16 protein-coding genes are annotated in these 16,879 nt (G+C 71.1%); 11 read left to right on the forward strand and 5 right to left on the reverse strand.

Features of this window, described 5'->3' with window-relative positions:
* Positions 1-947: sterol carrier protein domain-containing protein (locus BZY54_RS16870; RefSeq protein ID WP_107419738.1), on the forward strand; the 947-nt coding region annotated here is incomplete at its 5' end.
* A 444-nt stretch (positions 948-1,391) separates the two neighbouring features.
* Positions 1,392-2,225 carry a winged helix-turn-helix domain-containing protein gene (locus BZY54_RS16875; protein ID WP_244217194.1) on the forward strand — a complete coding sequence of 278 codons (834 nt, stop codon included), beginning with the start codon at positions 1,392-1,394 and terminating at the stop codon, positions 2,223-2,225.
* Between the two features lie 39 nt (positions 2,226-2,264).
* On the opposite strand, the gene BZY54_RS16880 is transcribed toward BZY54_RS16875, so the two are convergent.
* Positions 2,265-2,453 (reverse strand): hypothetical protein, encoded by a 189-nt coding sequence (locus tag BZY54_RS16880; RefSeq protein ID WP_086726017.1) that lies wholly within the window; start codon positions 2,451-2,453, stop codon positions 2,265-2,267.
* Positions 2,454-2,693: 240 nt separating this feature from the next.
* Here BZY54_RS16880 and BZY54_RS16885 point away from each other — a divergent pair, with 240 nt between their 5' ends.
* Positions 2,694-3,572 (forward strand): GntR family transcriptional regulator, encoded by an 879-nt coding sequence (locus tag BZY54_RS16885; protein ID WP_086726018.1) that lies wholly within the window; start codon positions 2,694-2,696, stop codon positions 3,570-3,572.
* Positions 3,572-4,315, forward strand: coding sequence for an HAD family hydrolase (locus BZY54_RS16890; protein ID WP_244217195.1), 744 nt, complete (start codon positions 3,572-3,574; stop codon positions 4,313-4,315). The genes BZY54_RS16885 and BZY54_RS16890 overlap by 1 nt, the downstream gene beginning before the upstream one ends.
* Here the strand turns inward: BZY54_RS16890 and BZY54_RS16895 are convergent.
* Positions 4,306-4,488 (reverse strand): hypothetical protein, encoded by a 183-nt coding sequence (locus BZY54_RS16895; protein ID WP_086726030.1) that lies wholly within the window; start codon positions 4,486-4,488, stop codon positions 4,306-4,308. The two genes, BZY54_RS16890 and BZY54_RS16895, sit on opposite strands and share 10 nt — an antisense overlap.
* Positions 4,489-4,691: 203 nt before the next feature.
* On the opposite strand from BZY54_RS16895, the gene BZY54_RS16900 reads away from it, so the two are divergent.
* From BZY54_RS16900 to BZY54_RS16915, 4 genes are all read left to right on the forward strand, one after another.
* Positions 4,692-5,564, forward strand: coding sequence for a winged helix-turn-helix domain-containing protein (locus BZY54_RS16900; RefSeq protein ID WP_086726020.1), 873 nt, complete (start codon positions 4,692-4,694; stop codon positions 5,562-5,564).
* 251 nt (positions 5,565-5,815) lie between these two features.
* Positions 5,816-7,996, forward strand: a complete 2,181-nt coding sequence (locus BZY54_RS16905; RefSeq protein WP_086726021.1) for an aminoglycoside phosphotransferase family protein — start codon at positions 5,816-5,818, stop codon at positions 7,994-7,996.
* An 83-nt stretch (positions 7,997-8,079) separates the two neighbouring features.
* Positions 8,080-8,967, forward strand: coding sequence for a hypothetical protein (locus tag BZY54_RS16910; RefSeq protein ID WP_086726022.1), 888 nt, complete (start codon positions 8,080-8,082; stop codon positions 8,965-8,967).
* A gap of 83 nt (positions 8,968-9,050) precedes the next feature.
* Positions 9,051-9,683, forward strand: a complete 633-nt coding sequence (locus tag BZY54_RS16915; protein ID WP_086726023.1) for an RraA family protein — start codon at positions 9,051-9,053, stop codon at positions 9,681-9,683.
* An 811-nt stretch (positions 9,684-10,494) separates the two neighbouring features.
* Here BZY54_RS16915 and BZY54_RS16920 read toward each other — a convergent pair.
* Complete coding sequence (locus BZY54_RS16920; protein ID WP_086726024.1) at positions 10,495-12,882, reverse strand: ATP-binding cassette domain-containing protein; 2,388 nt, start codon at positions 12,880-12,882, stop codon at positions 10,495-10,497.
* A gap of 206 nt (positions 12,883-13,088) precedes the next feature.
* Positions 13,089-13,445, reverse strand: coding sequence for a VOC family protein (locus tag BZY54_RS16925; protein ID WP_086726025.1), 357 nt, complete (start codon positions 13,443-13,445; stop codon positions 13,089-13,091).
* Between the two features lie 170 nt (positions 13,446-13,615).
* Between BZY54_RS16925 and BZY54_RS16930 the strand changes: the two genes are divergently transcribed.
* From BZY54_RS16930 to BZY54_RS16940, 3 genes are all read left to right on the forward strand, one after another.
* Positions 13,616-14,155 carry a helix-turn-helix domain-containing protein gene (locus BZY54_RS16930; RefSeq protein WP_086726026.1) on the forward strand — a complete coding sequence of 180 codons (540 nt, stop codon included), beginning with the start codon at positions 13,616-13,618 and terminating at the stop codon, positions 14,153-14,155.
* A gap of 89 nt (positions 14,156-14,244) precedes the next feature.
* Positions 14,245-14,898: a hypothetical protein gene (locus BZY54_RS16935; protein ID WP_086726027.1), complete on the forward strand. Its 654-nt coding sequence runs from the start codon at positions 14,245-14,247 to the stop codon at positions 14,896-14,898.
* A gap of 131 nt (positions 14,899-15,029) precedes the next feature.
* A complete protein-coding gene (locus BZY54_RS16940) occupies positions 15,030-15,374 on the forward strand; it encodes a DUF2516 family protein (protein WP_244217196.1) in 345 nt (114 codons plus the stop codon).
* A 100-nt stretch (positions 15,375-15,474) separates the two neighbouring features.
* Here BZY54_RS16940 and BZY54_RS16945 read toward each other — a convergent pair whose 3' ends face one another.
* Positions 15,475-16,830, reverse strand: a complete 1,356-nt coding sequence (locus BZY54_RS16945) for a PP2C family protein-serine/threonine phosphatase (protein WP_086726029.1) — start codon at positions 16,828-16,830, stop codon at positions 15,475-15,477.
* Positions 16,831-16,879: the final 49 nt, after the last annotated feature.

Raw genomic sequence — 16,879 nt, forward strand, 5'->3', positions numbered from 1 at the left:
CGCACGATCTCGCGGCGGCGAAGGAGCGCGGCGACGTCGTCGCCACCCTGATCGCCGCCGAGTACCCGATCTACGGCCGCTACGGCTTCGGCCCGGCCACCTGGACCACCGAGTGGACGATCGACGTGCCCCGGGCCGGTCTCGACCCGCGCTGGTCGGGCCCGGAGGACGGCGGACGCATCGACCTCGTGGACGGCGACGAGGTACGCAAGCTCGGCCCCGAGCTGCACGAGCGGCTGCGCCGCGCCCAGCCCGGCGCGATCGACCGCTCCGAGCGCTGGTGGCAGGTCAGCACCGGCGCGCGGCGCCTGGACCGCGAGTCGTGGACCGAGCCCTTCTACGCCGTGTACCGCGCGGCGGACGGCACGGTCGAGGGGCTGTCGGCATACGTGTGCGACGGCACCTGGTCCGACGCCAAGCAGCCGCTGAACACGGCCACCGTCAAGGGCCTCGTCGCGGTGACCCCGGCCGCCGAGCGCGCGCTGTGGCTGCACGTGTGCTCGATCGACTGGGTGGTGAAGGTCAGGAGCGGCCGGCGGGCCCCGGACGATCTGCTCCCCCTCGTCCTGCCGAACCCGCGCGCGGCCTCGATCACCACGCAGGCGGACTGGCTGTGGGTGCGGATCCTGGACGTCGTACGGGCGCTGGAGGCGCGGACGTACGAGGGGACGGGCGCGCTGGTGCTGGAGGTCGCCGACCGGGCCGGTCTGGCCGGCGGGCGGTGGCGGCTGGAGGCCTCGCCCGCCGGGGCGTCCTGCACGCCGACGACGAGGAGCGCCGATCTGACGCTGGACGTGGGGGAGTTGGCGGCCCTGTGGCTCGGCGACGAGTCGGCGGTGCGGCTCGCGGCCCTCGGCCGGCTCCGGGAAGAACGAGCGGGCGCCGCCCTGGTGGCCGACGCCCTGCTGCGTACGTCCAGGCGACCGTGGTGCCCGGACGTGTTCTGAACGCTCCTTCCTGCCGGTGACAGTGAAAGGGGTGACGCATCCGTAGCTTGGCTGTTCAGTTGTGGCTGTGCCGACGGTGTTCAGTTGTGGCTGTGCCCATGTGCGGTTGTGGCTGTGCGGACGGTCTTCGGTTGTGGCTGTGCGTTCCGGCTGTCGAGTTGGCTGTGCGGTGCCGACCGGGCTCCCGGCTCCCCTCCGGAAGGGAGCTCGGTCCGACGTTCCCCGACTGTCACCCTGGTGGCCAACCTTTGGTTGGTTGAACCATGTCGCTCAAGTTGGCCACCAACTTCACTTGTCTTATCTCCGCCTGGAAGCGGCTCATAACCACCTTTCCGTGAACTGTCTAAAGATGGCGGGAAGTTGTAGTGTTCGACCGTGGACCCGGAACACGCCTCCGCCACTGAGCGGAAGAGGGCACAACGGCCACACACGTCACACCGCGAGGTGGCCGACGAACTGCGGCAGCGGATCAGGACCGGTGTGCTGCAGCCGGGCCAGCGCCTGCCCACGCAGGCCGAACTGGCCGCCGAATTCGGTGTGGAGCGCACAGCCGTACGGCAGGCCCTGCGCATCCTGCGCTCGGAGAGCCTGCTCAGCAACGCGTCCCAGGGCAGCCCCGCGACGGTCGCTCTCGACCCGCGACGCGCCCTGACCGGCCCCGCAGCCCCTCCGCTGCCCACCACGGCCGCCCTCGCGCCCCGGATCGCCGCCGCCTTCGAGGCCTCCCACGTGGAGATCGACGCCCTCTGCCTGACGTCGATCTCGCTCACTCTCGCCATCGGCGAACCGCTGCGTCAGATCCACGCCGGGCGACTGAAACCGGCCAAGGTCGACGTGCGCGTGCTGCTGCCCAGCCGGGACATCCACCTCGCCTTCCCGGCGCCGGTGGACTCCGCCGCCGAGGGCCGGCTGCGCGGGCGGTGGCTGGCCCAGCGCAACGCCCAGGGCCGGGTCCTCAAACACAGCCTGCTCGCCCTGCGCGCCACGCACGGTATCGACGTGCACGTCACCTTCCGGGCCCTGCCGTTCACCCCGCCGGTCAAGCTGTACCTGCTCAACGCGACCGAGGCGCTGTTCGCGTACTACACCGTGCGGCAGCGCGAGGAGGAGATCGACCACGAGCACCTCCAGCTGTACGACGCGGAGGGCTCCCAGTCGATGCTGTTCTCCTTCGTGGAGGGTGCGGGCCTGCGCGACACGACCTTCGTCGAGCAGTCGCACGTGTGGTTCAACGCACTGTGGGAGACGATCAGTTCGGAGCTGGTGCTGACGAACTGACGTCCCCACGGGATGTGACGGTATGCGGCCTTCGGCCGTTCACAGGGCGGGTCCGGCGACCAGCATCGCCAGCACCACCGCACCGGCGGAGCTGACGGCCGGGCTCTTGGCCTTGATGCCGACGGTGAGAAGCAGCAGGCCGACGATGCCCGTCGCGCCGTACTTCACCTGGACGATCTGCTCGAAGCCGATGACGAAGACGGCGGACAGAAGAGCGAGAGCAGGCACGGCGTTCCCCCTTCGGATTTCCTGGGCGGGATGGGAGTGGGGGGTGCGGAGGTGGTGCTGCTGGTGCTGTGATGGCGCGGAGCTGGTGGTGCGGGAGGTGCGGTCACCGGAGAAAAGGAGACATAACTTCCGCCAACTCATCCAAGTTGGTAACCAACTCCTCTATAGTTGTCCCCACTTGGTGACCACTCATAAACAAGTTTCAAACAACTGCCGCCAGGTAGGTCAGGGTTGTAGCGTTTGGTCGTGACCCAGGAGAACGTGGCCGTGAACGGCAGCCGCAGATGCTCCGCCCAGGAGATCGCCGAGGTCCTGCGGGACAGGATCCGTACCGGTGAGCTCAAGCCGGGCGACCGCCTGCCCACCCAGGCGGAGCTCGCCGCGGAGTTCGGCGTGGAGCGCGGTGCCGTGCGCCAGGCCCTGCGGGCGCTCCAGGAGGACGGCCTGCTCACCAACGTGAGCAAGGGCAGCCCGCCGAGGATCGCCGAGGCCACCCCCGTGCGCGAGGAGCCCCAGCCGACGATGGTGGGACTCGCGCCCAGGCTGACGGAGGCGTTCGCGGCCCGGCGCGTGCGCATCGACGTCGTGTGTCACACGGCGGAGACGCTGATGGTGGCCATCGGCGAGCCGCTCCGGCTGATCCACGAGGGCAGGATGCGCCCCGACACGATCGACGTCCGCATCCTGGTGCCGTCCAAGCACATCTCCCTCGCCTTCCCGGTTCCCGTGGAGGGCGGCCCCGAGGACGACGTGGTGCATCAGCGCTGGCTGGAGATGCGCAACGCCCAGGGGCACGTGCTCAGGCACAACCTGCAGTCCCTGCGCGCCACCCATGGCATCGACGTCCACGTGGCCTTCCGCGCCCTGCCCTTCACCCCGCCGGTCAAGCTGTACCTGCTCAACGGTGACGAGGCGCTGATCGGCTACTACACCCTCACCCGGCGCGAGGAGGACTGGGGCGACGAGACCCTGGACATGTACGACGCCCTGGGCTCGGCGTCGCTGCTGTTCTCCTTCGTCAAGCGGGCCGGTCAGCGCGACTCCGCGTTCGTGACGGAATCGCAGAAGTGGTTCGACGCCCTCTGGGAAACCATCACGACGGACCTGACACTCTCCTAGTGACTTCTGATACGACGCAGACCGATTCGGTGGCAGAGACGACCGAGAACGAGAAACTGCGGGAACTGGTCACCCGTGCGCGGGCCGTGCTCTGGGACTTCGACGGCCCGATCTGCCGTCTGTTCGCCGGGCACTCCTCGGAGCTGGTGGCGACCGGTCTGGTGCGGTGGCTGGAGGGCCGGGGCCTGCACGGCCTGCTGACCGAGAGCGAACGCGAGTCGCTGGACCCCCACGTCGTCCTGCGCGCCGTGGACCGCCGCCATCCCGGCAGCGACCTGGTCGAGGAGCTGGAGGCACACCTGACCCAGGAGGAACTGCGCGCCGCCGCCTCCGCCTGGCCCACGCCGTACGCCGACCCGCTCATCCGCACCTGGGTGACGCTGGGGCCCCGGCTGGCCATAGCCACCAACAACTCGCCGCTCGTGGTCCGCGCGTACCTCGAAAGCAGGGGCCTGACCGACTGCTTCGCCCCCCACGTCTACGGCCGCACCCAGGACCTGCACCACCTCAAGCCGGACCCGCACTGCCTGAACCGGGCCCTGAGTGCCACGGGCGCGGCTCCGGGGGAGGCCCTGATGATCGGCGACACTCCCTCGGACCACGAGGCCTCGCTGCGGGCCGGCGTCCCCTTCCTCGGCTACGCGCGCAACGCGCGCAAGGAGAAGCTGCTGCGGGAGGCGGGCGCCACCGTGGTCGTGGGCTCGCTGGAGCCCGTGCTGCGCATCCTGCGGGGTCAGGCCTGAGTCATCAGCAGCGTGAACACCACGGCCGCGCCGACGGCGAGCCCGGTCCGGCGGACCCGTACGCCCACGGTGACCGCGACCAGCAGGGCCGGCCCAGCGAGGCCCAGCCTCGCCTGGGCCTCGCGCGTCAGCAGGAACTCTCCGGCGATCCGGAGGAGCTGCCACAGGACCATGTTCCCCACCCACCCTTCCAGTGCAGCAATTCGGCCATCCAGTAGGCCAATTGGACTGGTTGTCGTGAAGTGGTTGTCCCCTGTGCGACTGATCGGTTAACCCCTTCCAATGAGTCCGACACGCGGCAGCCATCGCGCCGACCGGACTGACGCGAGGGCCGGAAATCCGTTTGCCGGTGGACTGTCGGCGGTACGGTCCAGTCGTGAACGAAGAACGCACCGGCGACGGCGGCGGCCGGGCGTTCCGCAGGGTGTCCGAGGAACTGCGGTCCCGGATGGCCGACGGAACGTACCCGCGGCGCTCTTTCCTGCCCTCCCAGCGTGATCTGGCGGAGGAGTTCGGGGTCTCCCGGGACACCGTGCAGCGGGTGCTGCGGGAGCTGAGCAACGAGGGCTGGATCGAGTCCCGGCAGGGCAGCGGCTCACGCGTCCTCAAGAACCAGCGCATACAGTCATCGTCGGCCAAGGCCACCCGGTCACACCGGGGAGTGTCGCTCGCCCCCCTCATCAGCGAGGCCTTCGAGCAGCCCGAAGTGACCCTGGACGTCTACACGCTGACGTCGGAGTCGCTGGACGCGCACATCCGGCTCCAGGCGGAACGGATCAGGGGCGGCTTCATCCGGCCCCGGCGCATCGCCCTGCGCATGCTCCTGCCGCCGACCTCGCTGCCGCTGCCGTACCCCAGGGCCATGGACGACAAGGACGCCGACCTGCTGCGCAACCGTCTGCACGCCATCACGCGGCGGCACACCGGGTCGCTGAGGGGTGTGCTGGCCGAACTGAGGGCCGAGAACCTGGTGCCCGACGTCGACGTGCAGATCCGGCACACACCGCTGACGCCGGCCTTCAAGCTGTACGTCATCAACGAGGCGGAAGTCCTCTTCGGACCCTACGAGGTGACCGAGCGCCCGGTGGTCCTGGAGAGCGGCGAGGAGATAAGGGCGCTCGACGTGCTGGGCCTCGGCGCCACCCTCACCCACCATGTGCGCGACGCGGACCCCGACTCGCCGGGGTCCGTCTTCGCCACCTCCATGCAGGCCTGGTTCGACTCCGTCTGGACCCTGCTGTCCGAGTAGCGGAAGTGGCCGGTGGCTCCAGGGGCGTGCTGTACCATGCCCGCACCGCATGAGCAACAGCTCCGCACGGCACGTATGGCTCGCACGAGGTGGTGTGCAAGGCGACCTCGAATCTGCGCAGCGAACCGCAGGCGCAGGCATGGGCACACCACCCGTTGTGCCGACACGGAGCGCGCTCCATTCGTGCCTGATATGAGCATTGTCGTACGTTTTGTCATACTGTGATTCTCGCGTGAGCACTTGGAGCGGCCGTGGGCGCACCTCCTCCTCCCCGTCCCTCGCTCGGGGAGCGTGCCGCCCGCGACGTACAGGAGTTCGTACGGCTCGCGGCGGAGCTGGGCCAGGCGAGCAGCGGGCACCACAACCAGAACTACGTGCTGCCCCTGACGGAACACATGGCACGGCTGCTGCGCCGGGAGGCCGGCACCTCGGTGACCGTCCGGATCCGCCGCGCCGAGGCCCTGCCCGTGGTGATCAGGACCTGGCCGGACGAGTCGGTGATCCTGGACTCGATCCGGGGCGTGCTGCCCAATGTTCCGGAGTGCCTGGTCAAGCGGGACTCCTTCGCCATCCACAGCTACGTCGAGGGCGTGCCTCTCTCCAGCGTGTGCGCGAACGGAAAGCCGGTCGACACCCTGCTCGTCAGGGCCCTGGCGGAACTGCTCGCGCGGATGACCCAGGTCCGCCGGGAGGCGCTGCCCCCGCTGCCACCGGAGTGGCCGCGCAACGACAAGGACAGCCAGGGCTTTCTGCAGACCCTCGCCCACCGTGCGGATCGACAGATCCGGCAGCCCAATTGGCAGGCTTTTGGTGGACTGTTCGCCGCGTTGGGCATCCCGGAGGACGCCCTGGTCCAGCTGGCGGAACGGGTACCGGCCATGGCCCGGCGGCCCTACAGCCTGCTCCACGCCGATCTGCACCGCGACAATCTGATCATGTCCTACGGCGGCGACCCGCCCCTCATCTGCGTCGACTGGGAGCTGGCGAGCTACGGCGACCCCCTGCACGATCTCGCGACGCACCTGGTCCGGATGCGCTACCCCGGCCACCAGTGGGGCGAGGTGATCGACGCCTGGGCGCGGGCCATGGACCGCATCCGCCCCGCGGCCGTCAACGGCCTGGCCAAGGACCTGCGGCACTACGTCGCCTTCGAGCGGGCGCAGTCCGTCTACCCGGACGTGATGCGGGCCGTGGAGGCCCTGGAGGACACACCCGACCAGAAGAGCCTGGACGAGGCGACGGCCTCCGTGCGCCGGGCGCTGGAGGCGGCGGCCGAACCGCTCGGCCTCAGAAACGTGCCGGACACGGCGGAGGTGGAACGCGCACTCTTCCGCTGGCGGGCCTCCCGGACGGCGGTGCGGGGCGGCCCGGGCCGGGCCGGCGCGACGATCCCGTGGTCCTGGGACCGCCGGCTTTCCGAGCGCTCCGACTTCCCCGCATCCGCCGTCGAGCACGCGCTGGTCGCCGAGGGGATGGCACCGGCCAGCCGCGTGTTCAAGGGCACCGCGCACCTGAACTCGGTGGTGCGGGTGCCAGACGTCGACCATCCGGTCGTGGTGCGCCGCCGAGTGGCCGACATCTGCCGGCGCGAACCGAGCTTCCTCAGCGAGCACGCCGTGCTGTGGGCCATCGAGCGGTCCGGGGCCCCTGTGGCGGCGCCGCGGGTGCTCGCCCTGGGCCGCAGCCACCGGGACGAGCCGTACGCCATCCACACCTACGTGGGTCCCGAGGACACCGACCGCCCGCCCAGCCATCCGGTGCACGGCCTGCTGCCCCACGAGGCGGACGGGCTCGTCGACCAGCTCTGCGCCCTGACCGGCGTGGACTACAGTGCGCTGGACCCGGTGGCGGGCGAGGAGACCTTCTTCACCTGGCTCTGCGACCAGCTGGTGATCCTCGTGGGGAACCTGCCGAAGGAGTCGCAGCAGCTGGCCCGGCTCCTCGGACTCCCCGACGCCACCCGGCTCGGGCAGATCCTCGAGCGCTACTGGGTGAGCCCGCGCCGGCCGGCGCTGCTGCACGGCGACCTCAACCCGTGGAACCTGGTACGGCGCGACGACGCCCGGGCCCTGACCATCATCGACTGGGAGATGGCCCTCATCGGCGACCCGCTGTACGACCTGGTCCGGCACATGCACCTCACCCCGACCCGCCCGGAGATCCGCGAGCGCATGTTCCGGCGCTGGGAGCGCGGCCTGCCTGCCGAGTACACGGCCGACTGGCGGCAGGACTGGCGCGTGTACCGGTGGATCGAGACGGTGCGGTCCGCCTATGTGGACCTGGACCGCCTGGTGACCGGCGCCAGCCTGGACGCCCCCAACGTGCGCAGGGCCATCGACTCGTACGCGATGACCCTCGCGGCGGCCACCGGCTCCCTGGGGCTGAAGGTCCGTTCCACGGCGAACCCCTATCTTGCCCGCGCCCTGGCGTAGGGGGACCATGGCACAACAGTAAACGCGTTCTGCCCGGGGGAGCATGACGCCCTGACAGGCGCCGGGAGGGGGCGGGGGCGTGCATGGCGGAAGGCACCAGGGCACCGGCCGACGGGGGCATGGCGCGCAGACTCCGGCGCTTTCAGGAGCGCTTCGAACCCCTGGTCACCCGGGCCCTGCTCCTCGGTATCTTCGCCACCGGTCTGCTCGCCCAGTTCGTCAAGCCGGTGGGAGACGCCCTGGAGGGCAAGGCCTTCCTCGGCGGCGCGCTGCTCAGTCTGGTCGGTTACGTCCTCTACGACCAGGTGAAGGAGCTGAGCGCGTCGGTCCGGGTGCCCGCCCGGGTGCTGGTGAACTCCAGTGAGCAGGGCACGTTCGTCGGCGAGTCGTTCCAGGCCCGCAAGGTGGAGATCAGTTTCCTCGGCTACACGGGCGAGACGCTCTACAACGCCCTGTACCACCGCCTGGAGGACCTGTTCGACAACCCGGGCCCGACCCGGCGGGTCACCATCCGCATGCTGGTCCCCGACTTCGGGTTGCCGATGACGGTCCCGTCCCGGGTCGGCACGGACGACAGCCCGGTCGACGACCCCGAATTCCGCATGCGCATGGAGGGCCGCTGCCGCGAGTACGACAGCATCCTGTCCGAGCTGGCGGAACGACTCACGGCGAACAGCAGGGTGGCCGTGGAGTGCGAGTACCGCCTCTACCAGGGCATTCCGCGGGACAAGGTCTGCATCTTCAACCGGCAGCAGGTCCTGCACGGCCTGTACGACCTGTCCGTGCGGATGCGCCTGGAGCACATGGGGCCGGAGTTCTACGACCCCAAGGGGTTCAGAACGGATCTCAACGTCTGGTCCAGAGAGGGAACGGCTGCCGCGGAGGCGGCCGTTTCCACGTGGAACAAGCACTTCGACGACCTGTGGACCCTCGCGAGGATTCCGCCGTGGAGGCAGCGGCCTGCCCCCTGACCGTCGGCCGAGTCGGCGACTGCTCCGTGGTGCCGTGACGTACGCAGCCGGCCGGGGCGACCTTTGACGTTAGGGTCGTGGACATGACCGACTCCGCCGTCGTCGCCGCCTTCCGGGACATCCCCACCACCACCCTGGCCGACCTGCTCGGGCGCGAGCACGTCATGGACATCGGGATCCGCCCGCTGTGGCAGCCGGTCCCGCGCGTGGCGGGCCCGGCGTTCACCGTGCGCTGCCCGCCCGGGGACAACCTCATGCTGCACGCCGCCATCCACCGCGCCGCACCCGGCTCGGTGATCGTCGTGGAGTCCGGCGACCTGGACTACGCGCTGGCCGGCGGCAACGTGTGTGCTGTGGCCCAGCGCAGGGGTGTCGCCGCCTTCGTCGCCGACGGCCTGATCCGCGACCTCGCCGAGGTGCGCGCGCTGGGCTTCCCGGTCTTCGCCCGGGGCGTCATCCCGATCCCCGGCGTCAAGTCGGTCGCACTCCCGCTGAACGAGCGGGTGCGCTGCGGTGGGGTACAGGTCGACGCCGGGGACGTCGTGGTGGCCGACGAGGAGGGCGTGGTGACGGTCCCGGCCGCCCGCGCCGACGAGATCCTGACGGCGGCGCACGCGCAGCTCGTCAAGGAGGCGGCCCAGACCCTGGACGACTGGGAGACGGCCCACCGGGCACGCATCGACAGAATCCTCGGGGAGCAGGGGTTCGAAGCCTGAGCAACCGGACCTCGAACCCGGTCCGCGAAAGCCACGGCCGGTGCCCGCGAAGGCCCTGGCCAGGTGTGATGCAGCCCGCCTCGGCCGGCGCGATGCAGGCCCGCTCCGGCCGGGCGCCGACGCAGTCCGGCTTGGTCGGGCGTGACGTGGGCTGGCTCCGGTCGGGCGGCGACGTAGGTCTGCCCAGTCGGGCGTGATGCAGGTCGGTCTCGGTCGGGCGTGAGGTAGCTGGCCCCGTGGGGCGTTGACGGAAGCCGGCTTGGTCGGGCGTGGGGTAGGCCGGCCCGGTCGGGCGTTGACGTGATGTGGGCTGGCTCCGGTCGGGTGGCGACGTAGGTCTGCCCGGTCGGGCGTGATGCAGGTCGGTCTCGGTCGGGCGTGGGGTAGGCCGGCCCGGTCGGGCGTTGACGGAAGCCGGCTTGGTCGGGCGTGACGTGGGCTGGCCCCGGTCGGGCGGCGACGTAGGTCTGCCCGGTCGGGCGTGATGCAGGTCGGTCTCGGTCAGCGTGACGTGGGTCGGCTTGGTCGGGCGCTGACGGAAGCCGGCTTGGTCGGGCGTGACGTGGGCTGGCTCCGGTCGGGTGGCGACGTAGGTCTGCCCGGTCGGGCGTGATGCAGGTCGGTCTCGGTCAGCGTGACGTGGGTCGGCGTGGTCGGGCGTTGACGTAGGCCGGCCCGGTCAGGCGCTGACGGAGGCCGGCCTGGTCGATCGCGACGCAGGCCGGTCCCCGTCACGCGCCGACCGCGGGCTGCGCCGGTCCGGCGCCGACGTAGGCCGGCCCCGGTCACGTACCGACGCGGTCCGGCACGGTCACGCCCCCACGTACGTCGCGAGGTGTTCGCCGGTGAGGGTGGTGCGGGTGGTGACGAGGTCGGTGGGGGTGCCCTCGAAGACGATCCGGCCGCCGTCGTGGCCGGCGCCGGGACCGAGGTCGACGATCCAGTCGGCGTGCGCCATGACCGCCTGGTGGTGCTCGATGACGATGACCGACTTGCCGGAGTCGACGAGCCGGTCGAGCAGCCCGAGCAGCTGTTCCACATCGGCGAGGTGCAGGCCGGTGGTCGGCTCGTCGAGGACGTAGACGCCGCCCTTGTCGGCCATGTGGGTGGCCAGCTTGAGCCGCTGCCGCTCGCCGCCGGACAGCGTGGTGAGCGGCTGGCCGAGGGTGAGGTAGCCGAGGCCCACGTCGGCGAGCCGGCCGAGGATGCGGTGCGCGGCCGGCGTGCGCGCCTCGCCGTCGGCGAAGAACTCCTCGGCCTCGGTCACCGACATCGCGAGCACCTCGCTGATGTCGCGCCCGCCGAGGTGGTACTCCAGCACCGACGCCTCGAACCGCTTCCCCTCGCACTCCTCGCAGGTGCTGGCGACGCCGGCCATCATCGCCAGGTCGGTGAAGACGACGCCGGCGCCGTTGCAGTTGGGGCAGGCGCCCTCGGAGTTGGCGCTGAACAGGGCGGGCTTCACGCCGTTGGCCTTGGCGAAGGCCTTGCGGATCGGGTCGAGCAGCCCGGTGTACGTCGCCGGGTTGCTGCGGCGCGAGCCGCGGATCGGCGTCTGGTCGACCGACACCACGCCCTCGGAGGCGGGGATGGAGCCGTGGATGAGCGAGCTCTTGCCGGAGCCCGCCACGCCGGTGACCACACACAGCACCCCGAGCGGGATGTCGACGTCCACGCCCTGGAGGTTGTGCGTCGTCGCGCCGCGGATGGCAAGCGTGCCGGTGGGCTTGCGCACCGTCTTCTTCAGGGCGGCCCGGTCGTCGAAGTGGCGGCCGGTGATGGTGCCGCCGGTCCGCAGCCCCTCGACGGTGCCCTCGTAGCAGACGGTGCCGCCCGCCGTACCGGCGCCGGGGCCGAGGTCGACGACGTGGTCGGCGATCGCTATCACCTCGGGCTTGTGCTCCACCACGAGCACCGTGTTGCCCTTGTCCCGCAGCCGCAGCAGCAGGTCGTTCATCCGCTGGATGTCATGCGGGTGCAGGCCCGTGGTCGGCTCGTCGAAGACGTAGGTGACGTCGGTGAGCGAGGAGCCGAGGTGGCGGACCATCTTGACGCGCTGCGCCTCGCCGCCCGACAGCGTGCCCGATGGCCGGTCGAGCGAGAGGTAGCCGAGGCCGATCTCCACGAACGAGTCCAGCGCGTGCCGGAGCTTGGCGAGCAGCGGCGCCACCGACGGCTCGTCGAGGCCGCGCACCCAGTCGGCCAGGTCGCTGATCTGCATCGCGCAGGCGTCGGCGATGCTCATGCCCTTGATCTTCGAGGACCGGGCCGCCTCGCTGAGCCGGGTGCCGCCGCACTCGGGGCAGGCGGTGAACGTGACCGCCCGGTCCACGAACTCCCGGATGTGCGGCTGCATCCCCTCCCGGTCCTTGGCGAGCATCGACTTCTGGACCCGGGGGATCAGCCCCTCGTAGGTCATGTTGATGCCCTCGATCTTCATCCGCGTCGGCTCGCGGTGGAGGAAGTCGTGCAGCTCCTGCTTCGTGTACGCGCGGATCGGCTTGTCCGGGTCGAAGAAGCCCGACGAGCCGTAGAGCCGGTAGTTCCAGCCGCCCGGCTTGTAGCCGGGGACGGTGAGCGCGCCCTCGGTGAGCGACTTGTTCTCGTCGAAGAGCTGGGTGAGGTCGATCTCGGAGACCGTGCCCCGGCCCTCGCAGCGCGGGCACATGCCGCCGGTGCGGGTGAAGGACACCTTCTCCGCCTTGGCGGCACCGCGCTCGACCGTGATGGCGCCGCTCGCCCGGACCGAGGGGACGTTGAAGGAGAACGCGTTGGGCGAGCCGATGTGCGGCTGCCCGAGCCGGCTGAAGAGGATGCGCAGCATGGCGTTGGCGTCGGTGGCGGTGCCGACCGTGGAGCGGGGGTCGGCGCCCATCCGCTGCTGGTCGACGATGATCGCGGTCGTCAGCCCGTCGAGCACGTCGACCTCGGGTCGCGCCAGCGTCGGCATGAAGCCCTGCACGAAGGCGCTGTAGGTCTCGTTGATCAGCCGCTGCGACTCCACGGCGATCGTGTCGAACACCAGGGAGCTCTTGCCCGAGCCGGAGACGCCGGTGAACACGGTCAGCCGGCGCTTGGGGATCTCGACGTCGACGTTCTTGAGGTTGTTCTCGCGCGCGCCGTGCACGCGGATCAGATCGTGGCTGTCGGCCGCGTGCGGCTCGGCCGGCAGCGTGTCCGTCCTCGTGTCCATGCTCATGGTGTCTCCATCTGTCAGTGGGGCCGCCTCGGCTGTCGGTGGGGCCGCCCCGCCTCCCGTGCGGGCCGTCGTCCGAAGGGCCGCCGTCACGGTCCGGCGCCGGCATCGCCTCGCTCGATCCAACCAGATTCGGGCGGTACGTCTGCTTCATTTCGCGGACGGCGCCGTCGGTGGAGAAGGCGGCACCACTCGGCCGACGGCGGCACTCACCGGTCCTGGAGCAGTCCGAGGACGTTGCCGTCGGGGTCGGTGACGGTGGCCACCAGGCGGCCGCCGCCGACGTCGTGCACCGGCTCCTTCACCGTGGCACCCGCGGCGGTCACCTCGGCCAGCTTCGCCTCGATGTCCGGCACGTGCCAGTAGGTCACCGGCGAGGCCATGCCCTGCGGGCCGCCACCCGGCACCAGGCCGATGTGCTGGCCCGCGGCCTCGAAGCCGACGTAGTAGGACTCGTCGGTCTGCGGCTCGGTGCCGAGCAGGGCGGCGTAGACGTCCTTGGCCTTCGCCAGGTCGGAGACGGGGTGCAGCACGGTCTTGATCCCCTGGGTGGGAGAACTGGTCATGGTCGCTCCTGAGTCGTGGTTCCGAGCGCCCCGTAGGGCGGCAGCAGTCACGCTAGGCGCGGCCTCGGGGCCGGCGCTTCTCCATTCCTGATCGGTCCGGCGGCCCCCACGCACACTCTTGCAAGCAGGGTGCTTGCAATTGTTAGCGATGGTGGTGCAAGGTTGGGGGTATGGCATCGCTCAACGTCGGCAATCTCGGTGAGTACCTGCGCGAGCAGCGGCGCAACGCGCAGCTGTCGCTGCGGCAGCTCGCCGACGCCGCCGGGGTGTCCAATCCGTATCTGAGCCAGATCGAGCGCGGGCTGCGCAAGCCGAGCGCGGAGGTGCTGCAGCAGGTCGCCAAGGCGCTGCGGATCTCCGCCGAGACGCTGTACGTGCGGGCCGGCATCCTCGACGCCGAGCGGGACCGGGACGAAGTGGAGACGTGCGCCGTCATCCTCGCCGACCCCACGCTCAACGAGCGGCAGAAGCAGGTGCTGCTGCAGATCTACGAGTCCTTCCGCAAGGAGAACGGCTTCGGCGCCGGCAAGGCGGACGACGCCGGCGACGGCACCGACGATCACGACACCCACGCGGCCGACGACGGCAGCGGCGGCACCATACGACCCGCCGCCGTCCCCGAGGCGGACGGCGGCCGTCCCGCCCCCGCAGAGCACCCGCCCCGCACGTCCGGCGGCAGTGACGCCGATCCGCGGCCGGCGGCCGGTTGATCCCACGGCCCCGACGGCCGGCCCCACGGCCGGGCCACCGCGGCACACCAAAACCCTCAGCCGAAAGCGATCCGGGAGGATCAGTCACCATGGCCATCACCGACGACCTGCGCAAGACCCTCAGCGACCCGACGCCGCTCTACTTCGCCGCGGGCACCGCGGACCTGGCCCTGCGGCAGGCCAAGAAGGTGCCCGCCCTGGTGGACCAGCTGCGCGCCGAGGCCCCGGCCCGTATCGACGCCGTGCGCAACACCGACCCGAAGGCCGTCCAGGAGCGGGCCACCGCCCGCGTCAGGGAGACCCAGGAGAACGTCCAGACCAAGGTCACCGGGTTCCTGAACTCGATCGACACCGACCTGAAGAAGTTCGGCACCAACCTCGACGCCGACCTGAAGAAGCTCGGCGAGACCGCCCAGGACCTCGCCCTGCGCGGGGTCGGGGTCGCCGCCGAGTACGCCGTGAAGGCCCGTGAGACCTACGAGAAGGTCGCCGAGCACGGCGAGCAGGCCGTGAGGACCTGGCGCGGCCAGGCCGCCGAGGGCATCGAGGACCTCGCCGAGGAGGTCGAGGAGCTCGCTGTCGCCGTCGAGCCCGAGGCGGAGCCCCGGACCGGGGCGGCCGCCGTCCCGGAGGACAGCGCCGCGCCCGCCCCGGAGGCGAGGAAGGCCCCGTCGAAGAAGACTCCGGTCGCGCGCAAGACCACGACCACCACCGCCAGGAAGACCACGCCGCCCGCCAAGTAGGTCCGGGAGGACAGTGGCACGCGCCGCCCGTGCGGGCGGCAGGTCTGCGGGCCGGGCACCCTTGGGGTGCCCGGCCCGTTCTACGGGTACGGTGGCCGCGTAGGAGTCGGAGAGAACGGGCGGTGGGCAGCATGCTGATGTTGGGCTTCGCGGGGTTCCTGGGGATCCTGAAGATCCTCCTCATGGCCCTGGCCGCGTTCGGGCTCGTCGACGCCGCGTTCCGGCGGGAGGACGCGTTCCGCGCCGCCGACAAGCAGAACAAGGTGTTCTGGCTGATCATCCTCGGCCTGGCGCTCGTCGTGAGCTACCTGTTCTCGATCTTGAGGATCCTGCCGGCCATCGGCGCGGTCGCGAGCATCGTCTACATCGTCGACGTGCGGCCCGCGCTCAAGCAGGTCTCCGGCGGCCGGGGCTGGGGCCGCCGGCGCGGCAGCAGCAGTGACGGCCCGTACGGGCCCTACAACGGCGGCCGGTGAGCCGGCCGCCGCACCCATGGCAGCGGACGCCCGGTGCCTTCCGTCCGGCTCGGGCCGATCAGGAAGCCCCGCGAACCCGGCGTGAGCCGAGCGAGAGGTCCTACGGCTCGCGGTCCAGGAGGACCACCGCGACGTCGTCCGTGAGCTCGCCGCCGTTGAGCTCGCGGACCTCGTTCACCGCGGCCCGCAGCAGCTCCTCGCGGCGCAGGCCCTGGGACAGCTGACGGCGGACCATCTCCAGCATGCCGTCCTGGCCCAGCCGTTCGCCGTCCGCGCCGATCCGGCCCTCGATCAGGCCGTCGGTGTAGAGCATCAGACTCCACTCGGCGCCCAGCTCCACCTGCGTCCGGGGCCAGCGGGCGCCGGGCAGCAGACCGAGGGCGGGGCCGTTGTTGTCGTACGGCAGCAGCCGGGCCGGCCGGCCCGGGGTGACCACCAGCGGGGAGGGGTGGCCGGCCAGGCACAGCCCCGCGCGGCGCCCGTCGGGCGCGATGTCCACCGTGCACAGCGTCGCGAAGATCTCGTCGTCGGCGCGCTCGTGCTCCAGCACCTGCTGCAGCGTGTTCAGCAGCTCGTCGCCGCACAGCCCCGCCAGGGTCAGCGCCCGCCAGGCGATGCGAAGCTCCACGCCGAGCGCCGCCTCGTCGGGACCGTGCCCGCAGACGTCGCCGATCATGGCGTGCACGGTGCCGTCCGGGGTGCGGACGGCGTCGTAGAAGTCGCCGCCGAGCAGCGCGCGGGAACGGCCGGGACGGTAGCGGGCGGCGAAGTGCAGCATCGAGCCGTCCAGCAGGGGCGTGGGCAGCAGACCGCGCTCCAGGCGGCGGTTCTCCTGCGCGCGCAGCCTGCCCTCGGCCAGCCGTCGCTCGGCGGTGTCGGAGCGCTTGCGCTCCACCGCGTAGCGGATCGCCCGGCTCAGCAGGCGCCCGTCCAGCTCGTCGCGGAACAGGTAGTCCTGGGCACCGACCCGTACCGCCTGAGCGCCGCGCTCGGCGTCGCCGGACGCGGTGAGGGCCAGCACGGCATGCCGGGGCGCGAGCTCCAGCACGTGCTTGAGCACGGCCAGCTCGTCGTCCTCACCGGAGCCGGACGCGCCGGACCGCCCGGGTGCGGGCAGTGCCAGGTCCAGCAGGATGCAGTGGACGTCGTCGGTCAGCAGCCGCCCCGCCTCGGTGAGGTTGCGGGCGGTGCGGACACGGATCGGCTTCCCGGCGGCGTCGAGCATCTCGGGCACGATCGTCGAGCCGCCGGGATCGTCCTCGATCAGCAGCAGCGTGAGGTTGGTGCTGGGGTGGCCGCCGTGGCGGTTGTCCTTCTCGACCGTCGGTTCCTTCGGCTTCGGGGCTTCCCTGTGCGGGGCCGGTGCCGCGGAGGGGCCGCCGCCGTGGGACACGGGCGGCACCTGATCACACTCGACGGCCGGGATCGCTCTCTGCCGCGGTACGGGCACGGGCATCGTCCTGGATTCCTTCCCTCCCCCCGAGGGCGTGGTGGGTGCGAGGGAC

This window comes from Streptomyces carpinensis (assembly GCF_002154505.1).
Lineage (GTDB): Bacteria > Actinomycetota > Actinomycetes > Streptomycetales > Streptomycetaceae > Streptomyces > Streptomyces carpinensis.

Coding starts and splice junctions, on each gene's coding strand:
- BZY54_RS16895 (WP_086726030.1), bottom strand. CDS start 4,488: ATGGTCCTGTGGCAGCTCCTCCGGATCGCCGGAGAGTTCCTGCTGACG.
- BZY54_RS16910 (WP_086726022.1), top strand. CDS start 8,080: ATGGCGGAAGGCACCAGGGCACCGGCCGACGGGGGCATGGCGCGCAGA.
- BZY54_RS16915 (WP_086726023.1), top strand. CDS start 9,051: ATGACCGACTCCGCCGTCGTCGCCGCCTTCCGGGACATCCCCACCACC.
- BZY54_RS16920 (WP_086726024.1), bottom strand. CDS start 12,882: ATGAGCATGGACACGAGGACGGACACGCTGCCGGCCGAGCCGCACGCG.
- BZY54_RS16925 (WP_086726025.1), bottom strand. CDS start 13,445: ATGACCAGTTCTCCCACCCAGGGGATCAAGACCGTGCTGCACCCCGTC.
- BZY54_RS16930 (WP_086726026.1), top strand. CDS start 13,616: ATGGCATCGCTCAACGTCGGCAATCTCGGTGAGTACCTGCGCGAGCAG.
- BZY54_RS16935 (WP_086726027.1), top strand. CDS start 14,245: ATGGCCATCACCGACGACCTGCGCAAGACCCTCAGCGACCCGACGCCG.
- BZY54_RS16940 (WP_244217196.1), top strand. CDS start 15,030: ATGCTGATGTTGGGCTTCGCGGGGTTCCTGGGGATCCTGAAGATCCTC.
- BZY54_RS16945 (WP_086726029.1), bottom strand. CDS start 16,830: ATGCCCGTGCCCGTACCGCGGCAGAGAGCGATCCCGGCCGTCGAGTGT.